Consider the following 16,471-nt stretch of genomic DNA (forward strand, 5'->3'; position numbering starts at 1 on the left):
GATCGTGGCACGCTGCACGACAAAGGTCCGCTGTACCGGTATTTCACCGGTACAGCGGACCTCTACGCGCTGAGCTCGACGACCGCGTCAGTCGTCGCTTGCGGACCCGATCCCGGTCTTGATCGCGTCCATCACGCTGCTGTCGGCGAGCGTGGTGACGTCGCCGACCTGGCGGTTCTCCGCGACGTCGCGCAGCAGCCGACGCATGATCTTGCCCGAACGCGTCTTCGGCAGCTCGGAGACGACCATGATCGAGCGCGGCTTCGCGATCGCCCCGATCTCCTTGGCGACATGTGCGCGCAGCTCGGCGACCACGTCGGGTCCGCCGTCGCCGGCGGCCTCGGTGAGGATCACGAACGCGACAACCGCCTGGCCCGTGGTCGCGTCGGTAGCACCGACGACAGCCGCCTCGGCGACCTTCGAGTGCGACACCAGGGCCGACTCGATCTCGGTCGTCGACAGGCGGTGGCCGGAGACGTTCATGACATCGTCGACGCGCCCGAGCAACCAGATGTCGCCGTCGTCGTCCCGCTTGGCTCCGTCGCCGGCGAAGTAGGTGCCCTCGAAGCGCGACCAGTACGTGTCGATGAACCGCTGGTCGTCGCCCCACAGGGTGCGCAGCATCGCCGGCCACGGCTCCGTGAGTACGAGGTAGCCGCCGGAGCCGTTGGGTACGGAGTTGCCGGCGTCGTCGACGACATCGGCGTTGATGCCTGGGAGGGGCGTCATTGCCGAACCCGGTTTGGCCGAAGTGACACCGGGGAGCGGGCTGATCATGATCGCTCCGGTCTCGGTCTGCCACCAGGTGTCGACGACCGGGCTGGCGTCGCTGCCGATGTGCTTGCGGTACCAGACGTACGCCTCCGGGTTGATCGGCTCGCCGACCGATCCCAGCACTCGTACGCTCGACAGGTCGAACTCGGCCGGGATCTCGTCGCCCCACTTCATGAAGGTACGAATCGCGGTCGGTGCCGTGTAGAAGATGGACACCTTGTAGTCCTGGATGATTTCCCACCAGCGCCCCTTGTGCGGGGTGTCGGGCGTGCCTTCGTACATGACCGAGGTGGCGCCGTTGGCGAGCGGGCCGTAGACGATGTACGAATGGCCGGTGACCCAGCCGATGTCGGCGGAGCACCAGTAGACGTCGGAGTCGGCCTTGAGGTCGAAGACGGACCAGTGGGTCCAGGCCGACTGGACGAGGTATCCGCCAGAGGTGTGCAGGATGCCCTTGGGCTTACCGGTCGTACCCGAGGTGTACATCACGTAGAGCGGGTGCTCGGCGTCGAACGCCTGCGGTGTGTGCTCGGGCGACTGGCGGTCGACGACCTCGTGCCACCAGACGTCCTTATCGGTCCAGGCGACGTCTTGACCGGTGCGGCGCACGACGACCACATTGCGTACGCGCGGCGAGCGGGCGACCGCCTCGTCGACGGCCGGCTTGAGGGCGCTCGGCGCGCCGCGACGGTAGCCGCCGTCGGAGGTGATGACGATGCGGGCGTCGCAGTCGTCGATACGGCTCGCGAGTGCGTCGGCGGAGAACCCACCGAACACGACCGTGTGCGGGGCGCCGATCCGGGCGCAGGCGAGCATCGCGATCACGGTCTCGGGGATCATCGGCATGTAGATGGCCACCCGGTCACCCGTCTCGACGCCGAGCTCGATGAGCGCATTGGCCGCGCGTGAGACGGAGTCCTGCAGATCGGAGTACGTGATCGTACGGGTGTCGTCGGCGGGCTCGCCGACCCAGTGGAACGCCACCTTGTCGCCGTTGCCGGCCTCGACGTGCCGGTCGACGCAGTTGTACGCGACGTTGAGCTCGCCGCCGACGAACCATTTCGCGAACGGAGGGTTCGACCAGTCGAGCACTTCTTCGGGCTGCTTGGCCCAGGTGATCCGCTCGGCCTGCTTCGACCAGAACGCGAGCCGGTCGGCGGACGCCTCTTCGTACGTCGCGGCGGTGGCGTTCGCATCACGGGCCAGGTCAGCCGGCGGATCGAAATGGCGCTCTTCGCTCATCAAGTTGGACAGGCCCTGCTCGCTCACTGCTCTCTCCTCATGCTCTGTGTGCTGCCTCACGACACAACGTACGCCCTGGGCCGACCGCGCGGTGAGCCGGACGTTCGAGCGGTGACACGCGGCGTGTCGACGCTCGAACGTCCGGCCCAGGGCGGGCGTTCGACTACTCGGCGCCGGCTCCTGTGAACGCTCGCGCTTCCAGCTCGGCGAACTTGTCCTCCGCATCGGATTCGCGTGCGGTCATCGCGCCGATGAAGCCGCACAGGAAGCCGATCGGGATCGAGATCAGACCCGGGTTCTCCAGCGGGAACCAGCTGATGTCGATGCTCTTCGGCAACAGCGCGAGGTTCTCCCCGGTTTCCGGGTCGACCTTGCCGGATACGACCGGCGAGAAGATCACCAGTCCGACGGCGGCGATCAGACCGCCGTAGATGCTCCACACCGCACCGCGGGTGTTGAACCTCTTCCAGAACAGGTTGTAGAGCACGGCCGGCAGGTTCGCCGACGCTGCGATCGCAAACGCGAGCGCCACCAGGAACGCGACGTTGAGCGACTGCCCCGGTATCGCGAGGGCGATCGCCACACCGCCGATGATGAACGCCGCGATCCGCGCGACCTTGATCTCGTCCTTGCCGGTCACCTTGCCCTTGCGCCAAACGTTGGCGTACAGGTCGTGTGCCACGGACGACGCAGATGTCAGCGTGAGGCCGGCGACGACGGCCAAGATCGTCGCGAACGCCACGGCGGCGATCACGGCCAACAAGACGGCACCACCGAGACTGCCCGCTCCGCCACCGGCTTCCTCTGCCAGCAGCGGTGATGCCAGGTTGCCGCCGGATTCTGCTACTTGGGTGTACGCGTCATCGCTCAGCATCGCGGCTGCACCGAAGCCCAGCACCAGCGTCATCAGGTAGAACGCGCCGATCAGGCCGATCGCCCACAACACCGACTTGCGGGCTTGCGCCGCGGTCGGCACCGTGTAGAAGCGGATCAGGATATGCGGGAGTCCGGCCGTGCCGAGCACCAGCGCGAGGCTCAGCGAGACGAAGTCGAGCTTGCTGGTCATGTCGGCGCCGTACTTCAGCCCGGGCTCGAGGAACGCCGAGCCGTGCCCGCTGTTGGAGGCGGCCTCGCCGAGCAGATCGGAGAGGTTGAAGTTGAAGTGCGCGAGGACGAGCACCGTGATCACGATCGTGCCGGCCATCAGCAGTACGGCCTTCACGATCTGCACCCAGGTCGTGCCCTTCATGCCGCCGACGACGACGTAGAAGATCATCAGGATGCCGACACCGACGATCGTCAGGTTCTTCAGCGCGTCACCGTCGACGCCGAGCAGCAGCGCGACCAGCGCTCCCGCGCCGACCATCTGCGCGAGCAGGTAGAAGATCGAGACGACCACGGTCGACACCGATGCGGCTGTACGTACGGGGCGTTGCCGCATCCGGTACGCGAGCTGGTCGGCCATCGTGTAGCGACCGGAGTTTCGCAACAGCTCGGCGACCAGGAGCAGTGCGACGAGCCAGGCGACGAGGAATCCGATCGAGTAGAGGAATCCGTCGTACCCGCTCAGCGCGATCGCGCCCGAGATGCCGAGGAACGAGGCCGCGGACATGTAGTCGCCGGCGACTGCGAAGCCGTTCTGTACGCCGCTGAAGGAGCGCCCACCCGCGTAGTAGTCGGTTGTGGTCTTGGTCTGCCGGCTGGCCCAGAAGGTGATGCCGACGGTCAATGCGACGACGGCGAGAAACAGCGTCGTCGTGAGGCCCTGGTGGCCGCCCTCTTCGGCGGCGAGAATCAGCTCCCCGTTCACTGGCTGACCTCCTCATCGAATTGCGCGCGCAGCTTGTTGGCGATCGGGTCGAGTTTCGTACGCGCGTGGCGGGCGTACAGGTAGGCGATCAGGAACGTCGTGACGAACTGCAAGATGCCGAAGACCAAAGCGATGTTGATGTTTCCGGCGACCTTGGTGCTCATGAAGTCGGTCGCCCAGTTCGAGCAGACGACATACAGGAAGTACCAGACGAGGAACGCGATCATCATCGGTACGACGAAGGAGCTGTAGCGCTTTCGGAGCTCTTTGAACTCCGGGTTCTCATAGATACGGGCGTACGCCTCGTGTCTGTTGGTGGATGTTTCGTCGGTCACGGGGAACTCACCTCGGTGGATCGGCTGCCTTCGGGCAGGCGTGACTCGCGTCACGTTCGGCACTGAGGTTAGGGAGGGGCGTACGCCCCTGGGGAGGGGTTGCGCCGCATCGAGCGGCGAACGGTACGTATGGCGCGGCGAGCGGTCGCCCGGAGAGCGTCAGCTGTGCTCGGGCGCCCAGCCGCCGCGGTCGACGTCGAGGTGCTCCGGCGTGTGCAACCGCACCATCGTGCGGTTGACGTTCGGCGGCACAGAGCGCCGTGTCGCAAGGGATACGAAGATCATCAGCGCGAACCCGAGCGGCACCGACCACAACGCGGGCTGATTGAACATCGCGCCGAGCAATCCGTGCGGTGCGATATCGGCCAGGGTGGCGATGACCGATCCGCCGGACGCCAGGCCGCCGCCGAGCAGCCCGGCGACCGCACCGTACGCGGTGAGTCCGCGCCACCAGATGCCGAGTACGAGCAGCGGGCAGAACGTCGACGCGGCAACAGCGAATGCGAGGCCGACCGAGGTTGCGACGTTGATGTCCTGAACCGACAGGGCGAGCAGGATGGGGACCAGCACGGCCACCGCGGTGGCGAGTCTGAACGCTGCGACGGCCGAGAACCGTCGGCTGAGGAGATCCTGGCTCAGGGCGCCCGCGACCGAGACGGCCAGGCCCGACGAGGTCGACAGGAACGCCGCGAAGGCGCCGGCGGTCAGCAGAGCCCCGAGCAGTTCGCCGGTCGTACCGCCGATGACGCGAGCAGGGAGTTCGAGCACGACCGCGTCGGTGCGGCCCGAATCGGCGAGATCGCTCGCGTAGATCCGCCCGAGCACTCCGTACGCGGTTGGCAGGATGTAGAACAACCCGAGCAGGCCGAGAACCAGCAGGGTCGTACGGCGAGCGGCGCGGCCGTCGGGGTTGGTGTAGAAGCGCACCAGTACATGCGGAAGGCCCATCGTGCCGAGGAACGTCGCGGCCATCAGAGAGTACGTGCGGTAGAGGCTGTGATCGCGGCCGGACAACGGAGTGAGCCATTCGGACCAGTCGGCGTGTCCGACGTCGGCGGGTGTCGGAGATCCGTCACCGATCCAGAACCGGACGAGAAGTACGAGGGGCAACAACAGCGCAGTGAGCTTGAGCCAATACTGGAAGGCCTGTACGAACGTGATGCTGCGCATCCCGCCGGCGACCACACTGATGAGGACGACGCCGGCGACGAGCACGCCGCCCGCCCACGCCGGGGCACCCGTCACCGTGCGCAAGGTGAGTCCGGCGCCTTGGAACTGCGGCATCAGGTAGAGCCAGCCGATCACGACGATCAACAGCGTCGAGAGGTAGCGCGTCGGTAGAGATTCCAGCCGTGCCTCTGCGAAGTCGGGGATCGTGTACGCACCAGATCGGCGAAGCGGTGCGGCGACCAGGACCAGCAGGATGAGGTAGCCGGCCGTCCAGCCGACGCCGTACCACAGCATGTCCGCGCCGTACGCCAGGATCAGCCCGGCGAACCCGAGGAACGACGCAGCCGAGAGGTACTCGCCGCCGATGGCCGATGCGTTCCAGAACGGCCCGACCGACCGGGAGGCGACGTAGAAGTCGCTCGTCGTACGACTGATCCGCAGGCCGAACGCGCCGATCACCACCGTCACGAGGGCGACGGTGGTCACCGCGACGATGCTGTACGTCGAGTTCATCGCCGTTCGATCAGGTCGGAGAACGCCCGCTCGTTGCGTTCGGCCTGGCGTACGTACAACCAGCCGGCGCCGACCAGGCACGGATACACGGCGAATCCAAGGAAACCCCAGACGACGGGGATGCCGAACAGCTCGATCTCGGCGGTCGACGGTGCGAGCCAGTGCAGCAGGGGGATACCGCCGATGGCGATGGCGATGGCGAGCAACACCGCGATGGCGACGCGCAGTTGGGAGCGGATGAGCGAGCGCATGTAGACCTCACCGACGGCCGACTGCGCGTCGATCTCCTCGGTGCCCGAGACGTTGCGTGGTCGCCCACCGGTCGTACGAGGGCTGGTGATCCGCACGCGTTCGGTCATGACGAGTCGCCCTGGAGGTGTTGGCGAAGCTCGCGTACGGCTCGCCGCGCAACCTGGAGCTCGACTTCCTCGGGGCCGAGGTCGACGACGACGATGCACGCACCGTTGACCGTACGCAGGGCTCGGATTCGGGGAACGGATACCAGCACGCTGCGGTGGATTCGCAGGAAGCCTGCGTCGGACCAGCGTTCGGCGAGCGTGCTGAGCGGGGTACGGATGAGGTGACTGCCGTGGTCGGTGTGCAGCCGGGCGTAGTCACCGTGTGCCTCGACGTACACGACGTCGGAACGCATGACGAAGCGCGTGACGCCGCCGAGCTCGACTGCGATCTGCTCGTCGGCGTGCGTTGTGGACTCGAGGGCGTCGGCCACCCGGCGTACCGCCTCGTCGAGACGGGTGCGTCGTACCGGCTTGAGCAGGTAGTCGTCGGCGTCGAGCTCGAATGCGTCGACCGCATGGTCGTCGTGTGCGGTCACGAACACGATGCGGGGAGCCTGTGGCCCGCCGCCGATCTCCTGTGCCAGCTCGAGGCCGGACAGTCCGGGCATCGCGATGTCGAGGAACAACGCGTCGATCGGGTGATCGTGGAGTACGGCCAGCGCATCCTGTCCAGTGGTGGCCAGGTGGATCTCGCCGATCCGTTCGCTGCCCGACAGCAGGTACGCGAGCTCATCGAGAATCGGCTGCTCGTCGTCGACCACGAGCACCCGCAGCGATGACTTCATGGGCGCACACTCTAACGGCGCCGGCGGCGACGTACCTTACCCCGCGGAATACCACGGGCCTATAGCAGTTTGTCGCCGCTACCCAGCAAATTTGGTACGTAGCGGCGGGGTTTGCTATGGGCCCGTGGTATTCCGCACCGCCGATTTCTGCTCTGCGACGCCGGCACATCACGACCTGTTAACGCTCTGGCGTTTGGATTGCGCTCGGTCCGGGGAAAGCGGACCATATGCGACGCAGCACACACGCTGTCATCTGTCGCGGTTCGATCGAGGGAGACACCCGTGAGTTCACCGTTCAGCCGGCGCGTCCGCCCGGCCCGACGCGGGGCCGTGGTCACGGCAGCCGCGGCGCTGGTCGCCGGTACGTTCGCCATCGTCAGCTCGCCGGCGCAGGCAGCCGAATCGCTGTCCATCGCCGAGATTCAGGGCACTGGCGATACCACGCCGTACGCCGGTCAATCCGTCACCACAAAGGGCGTCGTCACTGCGGCGTACCCGAAGGGCGGCTTCGACGGCTTCTACCTGCAGACAGCGGGCACCGGCGGCGGTGACCCGGCCGATCAGACGGCATCTGACGCCATCTTCGTGTACGCGGCCGATAATCCGGTCAACGTCGAGGTCGGCGACCATGTCGAGGTCACCGGCGAGGCGACCGAGTACAAGGGCCTGACCGAGATCAACCAGGCTGCAGACGGTGTGACCGTCCTCGACGAGCCCGCAGAGGCCGTCAAACCGGCCGAGATCGCGTACCCCACGACGGAAGAGGCGCGCGAGGCGTACGAAGGGATGCTGCTCGCCCCCCAAGGCGACTTCACCGTCAGCGACAACTACGACACCAACTTCTTCGGCGAGTTCACGCTCGCAGCGGGCACGACCCCGCTGCAGCAGCCGACCGACGGCGCGAAGCCGAGCAGCGACGAGGCCGCGGCGATCGAGGCCGACAACGCCGCCCGGTCGGTCGGGCTCGACGACGGCTCGTCGATCAACTTCAACAACGGCGACAACAAGAACACCCCGTTGCCGTACCTGAAGTCGTCCAAGACCCAGGTACGCACCGGCGCTCCCGTGACCTTCGACGCGCCCGTCGTACTCGACTGGCGCTACGACACGTGGCGTTTCCAGCCGACCACGCAGTTGACCGCGACAAACGACGATGCAGTCAACCCGGTGACGTTCGGCAAGACACGTGAGCCACGACCGGCCGACGTCGGCGGGTCGGTGCGGCTCGCGACGTTCAACGTACTCAACTACTTCACGACCACCGGCGACCGGCTCGACGGCTGCACCTACTACCGCGACCGCGAGGGCAACCCGATCAGCGTGAGTGGCGGCTGCGACGCACGCGGCGCAGCGAACAAGGAGAACCTCGACCGCCAGCAGGTCAAGATCGTCAAGGCCATCGACCGTCTCGACGCCGATATCGTCACGCTCGAGGAGATCGAGAACTCCGCGGCGTTCGGCAAGGACCGTGACGCCGCGCTCGCGCGGCTGACCGATGCGCTCAACGAGGCCGCCGGCGAGAAGCGCTGGACCTTCGTACCCTCGCCCGAGACCATCCCCGCCGACGAGGATGTCATCCGGACCGCGATGATCTACCGCAAGTCCGTCGTCCGGGCGATCGGCGAATCGGCCATCCTCGACGACCCGGCGTTCGCGAATGCCCGGCCGCCCCTCGCACAGACGTTCCGCGAGCGCGGTGGTGCTCGCGACGACACGTTCGTGGTCATCGCCAACCACTTCAAGTCCAAGGGCGGCGACGGCACCGGCGACAACGAGGACACCGGAGACGGGCAGGGCGCGTTCAACGGCGACCGTGTCCGCCAGGCCGAGGCGCTCGTAGCCTTCGCCGATGAGCGGTCCGAAGCCGCGCGTACGTCATCGGTGCTGTTGACCGGCGACTTCAACGCCTACACCCAGGAAGACCCGATGCAGGTCTTCTACGACGCCGGCTACATCGATCTCGCCTCGCGTACGGGCAAGTCGACGTACGTCTACGACGGGCTCGTCGGCTCCCTCGACCACGTGCTCGCTTCGGAGACCGCGGCCGAGGGCGTGGCCGGTGTCGATGTCTGGAACGCCAACTCGGTCGAGCCGGTCGCGTACGAGTACAGCCGCTACAACTACAACGCGACAAAGCTGTACGACGAGAGCCCGTTCCGCTCCAGCGACCACGACCCGATCGTCGTCGGCATCGACCCGGATGCGAAGTTCGTCGATCTCAACCTACTGAACATCAACGACTTCCACGGTCGGATCGAGGAGGACTCGACCGTGCAGTTCGCCGGCACCATCGAGCAGTTGCGCGAGCAGGCCGGCGAGGACAGCACCGTGTTCCTGTCCGCGGGTGACAACATCGGCGCGTCGCTGTTCGCGTCGTCGGTCGCCAAGGACCAGCCGACGATCGACGTGCTCAATGCGCTCGGGCTGAAGTCTTCGGCAGTCGGTAACCACGAGTTCGACAAGGGCTTTGCCGATCTCACCGACCGCGTGATCGGTCCCGATGACGATCCCAATGCCGACTGGTCGTACCTCGGCGCCAACGTGTACGAGAAGGGCACGACGACGCCTGCACTCGACGAGTACGACGTCATCAACGTCAACGGACTCCGGGTGGCAGTCGTCGGCACGGTCACCCAGGAGACGCCTTCGCTCGTGACGCCGGACGGCATCAAGGACCTCACCTTCGGAGATCCGGTCCAGGCGGTCAACCGCGTAGCGAAGGAGATCGAGGCCGACGATGCCGCCGACGTCATCGTCGCCGAGTATCACGAGGGCGCCAGCGAGGGCACACCCGATGGTGCGACGCTCGATGAGGAGCTCGCCAAGGGCGGCGCCTTCGCCAAGATCGTGAACAAGACGTCTCCGGCGGTCGACGCGATCTTCACCGGCCACACGCACAAGCAGTACGCCTGGGATGCCCCGGTGCCTGGTGAGGAAGGCAAGACCCGGCCGATCGTGCAGACCGGTTCGTACGGCGAGAACATCGGCCAGATCGAGCTGACCGTCAACGCGTACAACGGCGACATCGATGCGTACGACGCCGGAAACGTGGCACGCACGACCGAGGATCCCGGCGCGCTGATCGACAAGTACGACCGGGTTGCAGAGGTCGACAAGATCGTCGCGGATGCCCTCGAGAAGGCTGCCGAGGTCGGCGACCAGGAGATCGGCTCGATCACGGCCGACATCACCACGGCGTTCAAAGGCGGCGATCGAGATGACCGCGCGTCCGAGTCGACGCTCGGCGACACGGTTGCCAACATGCTGCGCGACACCCTCGCCGACAAGGATCGTGGCGGTGCGGAGATCGGTGTCACCAACCCCGGTGGTCTTCGCGACGAGTTGCTGTACGCGAAGTCCGGGCCGGAGGGCAAGGACGGAATCATCCGGTATGCCGAGGCGAACTCGGTACTCCCGTTCACCAACAACCTGAACACCATCACGTTGACCGGCAAGCAGTTCACGACGCTGCTCGAGCAGCAGTGGCAGACCAACCCCGGAGGCGACGCACCGGAGCGCCCGTACCTGCAGCTCGGGCTGTCCGACAACGTTTCGTACACCTATAAGAAGAAGGCGAAACAGGGTCAGCACATCACGTCAGTGACGGTCGACGGCAAACCGATCAAGCCGAAGAAGGCTTACCGGATCGGTACGTTCTCGTTCCTCACCGCAGGCGGTGACAACTTCCGGATCTTCACCAAGGGCAAGAACCTCGCGGACTCCGGCCTCGTCGACCGCGACGGCTGGATCGAGTACATCAAGTCGAACTCGCCGCTCAGCCCGAGCTTCGCGCGCCGTTCCGTCCAGGCGCAGGGGCTGCCGAAGACCGTACGTCGGACCAAGAAGGTGACGTTCACCCTCCGCGAGCTGAACCTGACGTCGAAGGGCAGCCCGTCGAACAAGCAGGCGGTCGTGCGGCTCGGCAGCAAGAAGGTCGGCACAGCGAAGGTCACGGCAAAGGGCGTCGCGAAGGTGACGTTCCGCGTGCCGAAGAAGGCGAAGCTCGGCAGCGCTCAGATCCGCGTACAGGTCAAGCCGAGCGGCACGGTCGTACGCATCCCCGTGCGGGTCAAGAAGAAGGGCTAGTACGTACGAGACAAGTGGACCCTTGCCGTGCTGTGCACGGCAAGGGTCCATTGCGTTGTCGCAGCGGTACGTGTGCCCTGCTCGCTGTTGAGTGTCGAGTCGTCAGCGCATCCGGTCTGCGCGCCACTGTGCGGCGACCTCGACGAACCGGGACTTGACCGGGTCGTCGTACTGGCTCCGCCACGCCACAACGAGCGGCATCAGCATGTCGAGGTCGGTGACGTCGCGATAGGTGACCCCGGGTGCGGCTATCTCACGGGATAGCTCCGTGACGAAGCCGACGCCGAGCCCGGCCCCGATCATCGCGAGCTGGGCGCTGACGCTGTCGCATTCGCTGACGACGTGCGGGCCGAACCCACCCACAGCGCGGCACGCAGCGACGAACTCGTCGAAGTGGCGGGTTCCGAGCTTTCTGCTGAACAGCACGAACTCCTCGTTGGTGAGGTCGGTCAACGAAAGCTCGTCCTTCGCCGTGAGCGGGTGATCGTCGGGCAAGGCGATCAGCGCCCGCTCGTCGACCAGGTCGGCCGTCTCCACCCCGGGAGCGTCGACGCCGGTGCGTACGATGCCGACGTCGACGACGCGGGTACTCAGGGCGCTGTAGACCGACACGGTGTCGAGCTCGCGGATGTGCACCTGCACCTGTGGGTACACGCGGTGGAACCGGCGAACGATCGCGGGAGCGATCGAGGCGCACGCGACGGGTACGCAGCCGATGTCGAGAAAGCCGCTGTCACCGACTCCCACTGCCCGTACTCGTGAGCCGACCCGGTCGGCCTCGCCCAACAGCGACGAAGCGCCCTGGACGAGCGCGACGCCGGCAGACGACAGCCGGAGACCGCGGGAGGTGCGCTCGAACAGCGTGCAATCGAGTTCATGCTCGAGCTTACGGATCTGCTGGCTCAACGGCGGTTGCGCCATGTGCAGCCTCCGTGCGGCGCGGGTGACGGACAGCTCCTCGGCGACGACCAGGAAGTACTCGAGGCGGCGAAGGTTGAGCTGAGACATATGAGGATCCTCTATCAGCGACACAAAAGTCGTATTCGACATATATCTTCGCGCACCCCAAGGTGGTCCACAACACACGGCCAGGCGGAGAGGAAACAGCAGATGCGGCTAGCGGGGATCACGACGGCGACAGCCCCGGACGAATCCGGAGCGCCCCACCACCCTTGGTGGCTCGCCGACGTCGAGCCCGAGGCGTCCTGCTCACCCTACGTCGGTGACCAACGCGCCGATGTCGCGATCGTCGGCGGCGGTTTCACCGGCCTGTGGACGGCGCTCGCCCTGAAGGAGCGAGCGCCGAAGACCGATGTCGTGCTGCTCGAGGCCGCGACGTGCGGCTGGGCGGCGAGCGGCCGCAACGGAGGGGCCGTACATGGTTACTGGTCGGCGTGGCCGAAGCTGCCGCTACTGGTCGGTGAGCGGCGCGCCGTCGAGATCGCATCACTCGGAACGGTCGCGCAGGATGCGATTCGCGAGTTCTGCGTCGCAAGCCCGGTCGAGACGGAGTTTGCGGAGGAGGGGTTTGCGATGGTCGCGACCTCCACTGCTCAGGAAGCGGCGCTCGACGGTGTACTGGATGCCGCGCCGACGATGCCGGAAAGCCAACGCCCCCGCGTACTCGAAGCCGATGAGCTCTGGAGGATGACCAGGAATCCGACGACTGCGCGTGGCATCCTGTTTCCCGAAGGCGGTACGGTGCAGCCGGCGCGACTCGTCCGGGCACTCAAGCATGCTTGTCTGGAAGCGGGCGTACGCATCCACGAGACGACCGCAGTCGACTCGATCGACCCCGAGGCAACGACCCTGTACACCTCCGGTGGCCGATTGCGGGCGCGCGACATCGTGCTCGCAACGAATGCCTGGATGTCATCGCTCGCTCCCATCGCCAAGCACACAACGAACCTGAGCAGCCATGTCGTCGTCACCGAGCCAATGCCCGAAATCGCGGCGAAGCTGGATCTCCCGCATGGGCTGATGATCCGAGACAGTCGGATGTTCCTGCACTGGGTTCGTCGCACGCGCGACGACCGGTTCGTCGTCGGCACCGGTGCGGGTCCGCTCAGCTACGGCGGGCGGGTGACCGGTCCGCAGTTCCGCGACCGCCGAAGCACCAACCGGGTGATCAACGCGTTGTCGACCTTCATACCCGAGGCCGCGCAGGCACGGTTCGAAGCATCGTGGGGCGGAGCAATCGACCTTTCGTCCGACAACTGCCCGTACTTCGCGACTCTGTCTGGTACTCGGATCCATTACGGGACTGGCTATTCCGGGCACGGTGTCAACGCGGCGTGGATCGGTGGGCAGTCGCTCGCATCGCTCGCGCTCGGTACGTCGGACCGTTGGACGAAGTCTGCGTTCTGCGTACGGGATCGCCCTCGGCTGCCGCCGGAGCCGGCCCGTTACCTCGGCGGTGCGGCCGTACGCCGACACACCATCGCACTCGAAGACGCGCTCGACGAAGAGCGCACACCATCGGCACCGACGAGAGCCGTCGCGGCACTGCCGCGGCTCCTCGGGATTCGCGTCGGCACCCGCTGATAATGACAGGTTCCAGGTAAAGGCAGGCACATGGGCACAATCGACACGATCGGCGTTGTCGTCTACTTCATCCTCGTCCTTGCGATCGGCATCCAGACGATGCGGAGAATCAAGACACCCGGCGACTTCGCGGTCGCCGGCAACCGGATCGTCTGGCCGGTGTTGTTCGCGACGCTCGCCGCGACGTTTCTCGGGGGCGGCGCGACGATCGGTCGCGCGGGCGAGTCGTACAACGTGGGGTACGCCTTCGCCGTTGCGGCCTGCGCGTTTCCGTTGCAGACGATCTTGGTCGGCGTGTTCATCGCTCCCCGGTTGAAGCGGTACAAGGGTGCGGAGACCGTCGGCGACGTGATGGAGATCCACTACGGCAGACCTGCCCGGCTGCTCACCGGTGTCATCTCGATCGTCTACTGCACGGGTGTTCTGGGGGCTCAGGCCCTCGCACTCGGAACGATCTTCCACACCATCATCGGCACCAGCGTCACGTTGGGCATCGTGATCGGCATGATCTTCATCCTGGTCTACTCGACTGCGGGCGGTATGTGGGCCGACGTACAGACCGACGTACTCCAGTTCGTCATGCTGGGAGTCTTCCTCCCGGTCGCGTTGATCCTCGGTATACGCGAGGCCGGCGGCGTCGACGAGTTGGTTGCGAGCCTGCCGGACGGTCACCTCGAGCTGTTCGGCGCGTATGACGTGATGGCGTTCCTGGGGATCTTCCTCGGGTTCCTGCTCGGAGAGTGCCTGATTCCGCCTTACACCCAGCGTGCGTTCTCGGCACCGGATGCAAGCCATGCCCGAAAGGGGTACGCGCTGGCCGGCGTCTTCGGCTTCTTCTTCTACTTCGTGAGCGCGTCGCTCGGTCTGGTAGCGCTCGTGTTGTTCCCGGACATCGCCTCCGACCAGGCGCTCCCGACGATCGTCAGCGAGGTGCTCCCGATCGGTATCGCCGGTCTGGTCGCCGCGGCGCTGCTCGCGGTGGTCATGTCGACGGCGGACTCGCTGTTGAACTCGGCCACCGTCGTGTTCGCCAACGACATCGTGAAGGCGTTCCTCTGGCCCGACATCGACCGACGCCGGATGCTGTGGCTAGAACGCTGTGTCAACGCCGTCATCGGTCTCGGTGCGCTGTTCTTCGCACTGTCCGCCGAGAGCATCGTCGACGCATTGCTCTACTCGTACGCGCTGTGGGCGCCGACGATCATCGTTCCGTTCCTGTTCGCCGTTCTCACCCGTCGGTCGGCACCGCGGGCGGCCACGTCGGCGATGGTCGTCGGCGGCGTCGCGACCGCGTACTGGACATGGGGTCTCGACGAACCCCACGGCATCACCGGGCTCATGGTCGGGCTCGCCGCGAACATCATCGTATTCGCTCTCGTCTATCTGAGCCTCGACCGTAACCACGGCACCGCAGACCTGGAGGTCGCAGCATGACGTTGTTCGCCCTTGCGCTGTACGTGGTCCCCGTGGTGCTCGCGCTGATCACTGTCCTTATCGGGATCGAGGGATTCAAGTTCTACTGGGCAGAGGTCATCGTCGCCCCACGCGACGACCCCGATGACTCATGACGGCTACTCGGGCGTGTCTCCAAACCCTAGTCGCCGATCCCGCGGGCGGCGAGCGCGTCGCCCGTCGTACGCGCACGGGCGATGGTGCGAAGGGTCAGGGGAATGAGCACGGCGCGGGGGTTGCGCTCGAGGCCGCGAGCCTTCGCCGCCTCGCGCGTCTCCCGCGCCAGGTCATACAGCCCCGGCACCGCCCGCACCATGAGTGCCATCGCCAACCCGATCCGGTCGGGGTTCGCCCCGGATCGTTCCAGCGGGCGGGCGCAGCTTACGAACGTGTCCAGCAAGGCATCCATCGGTGTCGTGGCCGTGACGATGGTCGCGGCAACCACCAGGCTGACCAGATCTCCGACCACCTCGGCTGCGACCGGCCAGCCGCGCTGCCACCACTGGTAGCCGCCGAGTAGTACGAACACGATCAGCAAGGGGCGTAAGGCGCGCAGTGTCGGGCGAACGCCGATGCGGCCGGCGAGCGCGAGCGTCACGGCGACGGCCAGGAACACCAGCGTTGACGCCGGCCCGCGTACGGTCGCGACGGCGAGCCCGAACACGGCAAGGCCGGCGAGCTTGACGCCGACCGGCATCCGGTGCAGGACGGTGTCGCCGGGGCGGTAGAGGCCGAGCAGGCTCATGGCTTGGTCGCCAGCCGTCGGTAGTGCTCCACGGCTTCGGCAGCGGACCCGTCGAAGACAACCCGTGCGTCATCGACCACGATCCCGCGCTCGCAGCGCTCGGCCAATGCAAGATCGTGTGTCACCAAGATCAGCTGTTGGGCGAGCGCGAACAGTAGATCGGCGATACGGCGCGTGTTACGCAGGTCGAGCAGGGTCGTCGGCTCGTCGGCGACGAGCACTGCGGGATCGGTCGCGAGCACGCCGGCGAGCGCGAGCAGCTGCTTCTGCCCTCCCGACAACGAATGGACGCTGACATCGGCGAGATGGCGCAATCCGTACCGGTCGAGTATCTCGAGCACGGCTGTGCGTCGCCGCTCCTTTGCTTGCCCGCGCCCCTTGCTTGCAGGCTTCGAGCGGCGCAAGGACAGCGCGACGTCCTCGGCAACCGTCGGCATCACCAGCTGGGCATCGGGGTCGGTGAACATGAACCCGACTCGGCGGCGTACCGCTGCACCGTCTGACACGGTGTCGAGGCCGTCGACGCTGACGCTTCCGGAGGTCGGCCGCACGAGACCGTTGAGGAGTCGGGCGAACGTCGACTTCCCCGACCCGTTGGCGCCGATCACGGCGATGCGTTGTTCAGCGAGTGTGCAGGTCGTCGGTTCGAGGATGGTGACCGAGCCGTTCGGACCGTCGACCGTGACGGCGGCGGAGCTCAGCGCGATATCGGCCAC

13 protein-coding genes are annotated in these 16,471 nt (G+C 66.3%); 4 read left to right on the top strand and 9 right to left on the bottom strand.

From position 1 onward, the window contains the following. Nucleotides 1-87 precede the first annotated feature (87 nt). The 6 genes from acs to MU582_02115 form a co-directional block, all read right to left on the bottom strand. Nucleotides 88-2,043, bottom strand: a complete 1,956-nt coding sequence (gene acs, locus MU582_02090; protein ID UPK75447.1) for an acetate--CoA ligase — start codon at nt 2,041-2,043, stop codon at nt 88-90. 136 nt (nt 2,044-2,179) lie between these two features. Then, the gene (locus tag MU582_02095; GenBank protein ID UPK75448.1) at nt 2,180-3,826 is read right to left on the bottom strand and encodes a cation acetate symporter; all 1,647 of its coding nucleotides are present in this window, start codon (nt 3,824-3,826) and stop codon (nt 2,180-2,182) included. Then, nucleotides 3,823-4,161 carry a DUF485 domain-containing protein gene (locus MU582_02100; GenBank protein ID UPK75449.1) on the bottom strand — a complete coding sequence of 113 codons (339 nt, stop codon included), beginning with the start codon at nt 4,159-4,161 and terminating at the stop codon, nt 3,823-3,825. Before MU582_02100 ends, MU582_02095 begins: the two co-directional genes overlap by 4 nt. Before the next feature lie 159 nt (nt 4,162-4,320). Continuing rightward, nucleotides 4,321-5,844, bottom strand: coding sequence for a cation acetate symporter (locus MU582_02105; GenBank protein UPK75450.1), 1,524 nt, complete (start codon nt 5,842-5,844; stop codon nt 4,321-4,323). Then, entirely contained in the window at nt 5,841-6,203 is a 363-nt protein-coding gene (locus MU582_02110) for a hypothetical protein (GenBank protein UPK75451.1), read from the bottom strand. Before MU582_02110 ends, MU582_02105 begins: the two co-directional genes overlap by 4 nt. Beyond that, nucleotides 6,200-6,928 carry a LytTR family DNA-binding domain-containing protein gene (locus MU582_02115; GenBank protein UPK75452.1) on the bottom strand — a complete coding sequence of 243 codons (729 nt, stop codon included), beginning with the start codon at nt 6,926-6,928 and terminating at the stop codon, nt 6,200-6,202. The genes MU582_02110 and MU582_02115 overlap by 4 nt, the downstream gene beginning before the upstream one ends. 282 nt (nt 6,929-7,210) lie before the next feature. Between MU582_02115 and MU582_02120 the strand changes: the two genes are divergently transcribed. Beyond that, complete coding sequence (locus MU582_02120) at nt 7,211-11,014, top strand: ExeM/NucH family extracellular endonuclease (GenBank protein ID UPK75453.1); 3,804 nt, start codon at nt 7,211-7,213, stop codon at nt 11,012-11,014. Between the two features lie 102 nt (nt 11,015-11,116). On the opposite strand, the gene MU582_02125 is transcribed toward MU582_02120, so the two are convergent. Then, nucleotides 11,117-12,022 carry a LysR substrate-binding domain-containing protein gene (locus MU582_02125; GenBank protein UPK75454.1) on the bottom strand — a complete coding sequence of 302 codons (906 nt, stop codon included), beginning with the start codon at nt 12,020-12,022 and terminating at the stop codon, nt 11,117-11,119. A gap of 102 nt (nt 12,023-12,124) precedes the next feature. On the opposite strand from MU582_02125, the gene MU582_02130 reads away from it, so the two are divergent. From MU582_02130 to MU582_02140, 3 genes are read left to right on the top strand one after another with little or no spacing between them, the layout of a single operon-like run. Further along, the gene (locus MU582_02130; protein UPK75455.1) at nt 12,125-13,558 is read left to right on the top strand and encodes an FAD-binding oxidoreductase; all 1,434 of its coding nucleotides are present in this window, start codon (nt 12,125-12,127) and stop codon (nt 13,556-13,558) included. Between the two features lie 30 nt (nt 13,559-13,588). Next, complete coding sequence (locus tag MU582_02135; GenBank protein UPK75456.1) at nt 13,589-14,992, top strand: sodium:solute symporter family protein; 1,404 nt, start codon at nt 13,589-13,591, stop codon at nt 14,990-14,992. Next, complete coding sequence (locus MU582_02140; GenBank protein ID UPK75457.1) at nt 14,989-15,126, top strand: hypothetical protein; 138 nt, start codon at nt 14,989-14,991, stop codon at nt 15,124-15,126. The genes MU582_02135 and MU582_02140 overlap by 4 nt, the downstream gene beginning before the upstream one ends. Before the next feature lie 26 nt (nt 15,127-15,152). Here the strand turns inward: MU582_02140 and MU582_02145 are convergent, their stop codons facing one another. Continuing rightward, complete coding sequence (locus MU582_02145; protein ID UPK75458.1) at nt 15,153-15,755, bottom strand: energy-coupling factor transporter transmembrane protein EcfT; 603 nt, start codon at nt 15,753-15,755, stop codon at nt 15,153-15,155. Then, nucleotides 15,752-16,471, bottom strand: a complete 720-nt coding sequence (locus MU582_02150; protein UPK75459.1) for an energy-coupling factor ABC transporter ATP-binding protein — start codon at nt 16,469-16,471, stop codon at nt 15,752-15,754. The genes MU582_02145 and MU582_02150 overlap by 4 nt, the downstream gene beginning before the upstream one ends.

Source organism: Nocardioidaceae bacterium SCSIO 66511, from assembly GCA_023100825.1.
Lineage (GTDB): Bacteria > Actinomycetota > Actinomycetes > Propionibacteriales > Nocardioidaceae > Solicola.

What these genes read in the sequence shown, in the direction of transcription:
- MU582_02140 (UPK75457.1), top strand. Translation starts at nt 14,989, where the DNA reads ATGACGTTGTTCGCCCTTGCGCTGTACGTGGTCCCCGTGGTGCTCGCG.
- MU582_02145 (UPK75458.1), bottom strand. Translation starts at nt 15,755, where the DNA reads ATGAGCCTGCTCGGCCTCTACCGCCCCGGCGACACCGTCCTGCACCGG.
- MU582_02130 (UPK75455.1), top strand. Translation starts at nt 12,125, where the DNA reads ATGCGGCTAGCGGGGATCACGACGGCGACAGCCCCGGACGAATCCGGA.
- MU582_02135 (UPK75456.1), top strand. Translation starts at nt 13,589, where the DNA reads ATGGGCACAATCGACACGATCGGCGTTGTCGTCTACTTCATCCTCGTC.
- MU582_02110 (UPK75451.1), bottom strand. Translation starts at nt 6,203, where the DNA reads ATGACCGAACGCGTGCGGATCACCAGCCCTCGTACGACCGGTGGGCGA.
- MU582_02125 (UPK75454.1), bottom strand. Translation starts at nt 12,022, where the DNA reads ATGTCTCAGCTCAACCTTCGCCGCCTCGAGTACTTCCTGGTCGTCGCC.
- MU582_02115 (UPK75452.1), bottom strand. Translation starts at nt 6,928, where the DNA reads ATGAAGTCATCGCTGCGGGTGCTCGTGGTCGACGACGAGCAGCCGATT.
- MU582_02105 (UPK75450.1), bottom strand. Translation starts at nt 5,844, where the DNA reads ATGAACTCGACGTACAGCATCGTCGCGGTGACCACCGTCGCCCTCGTG.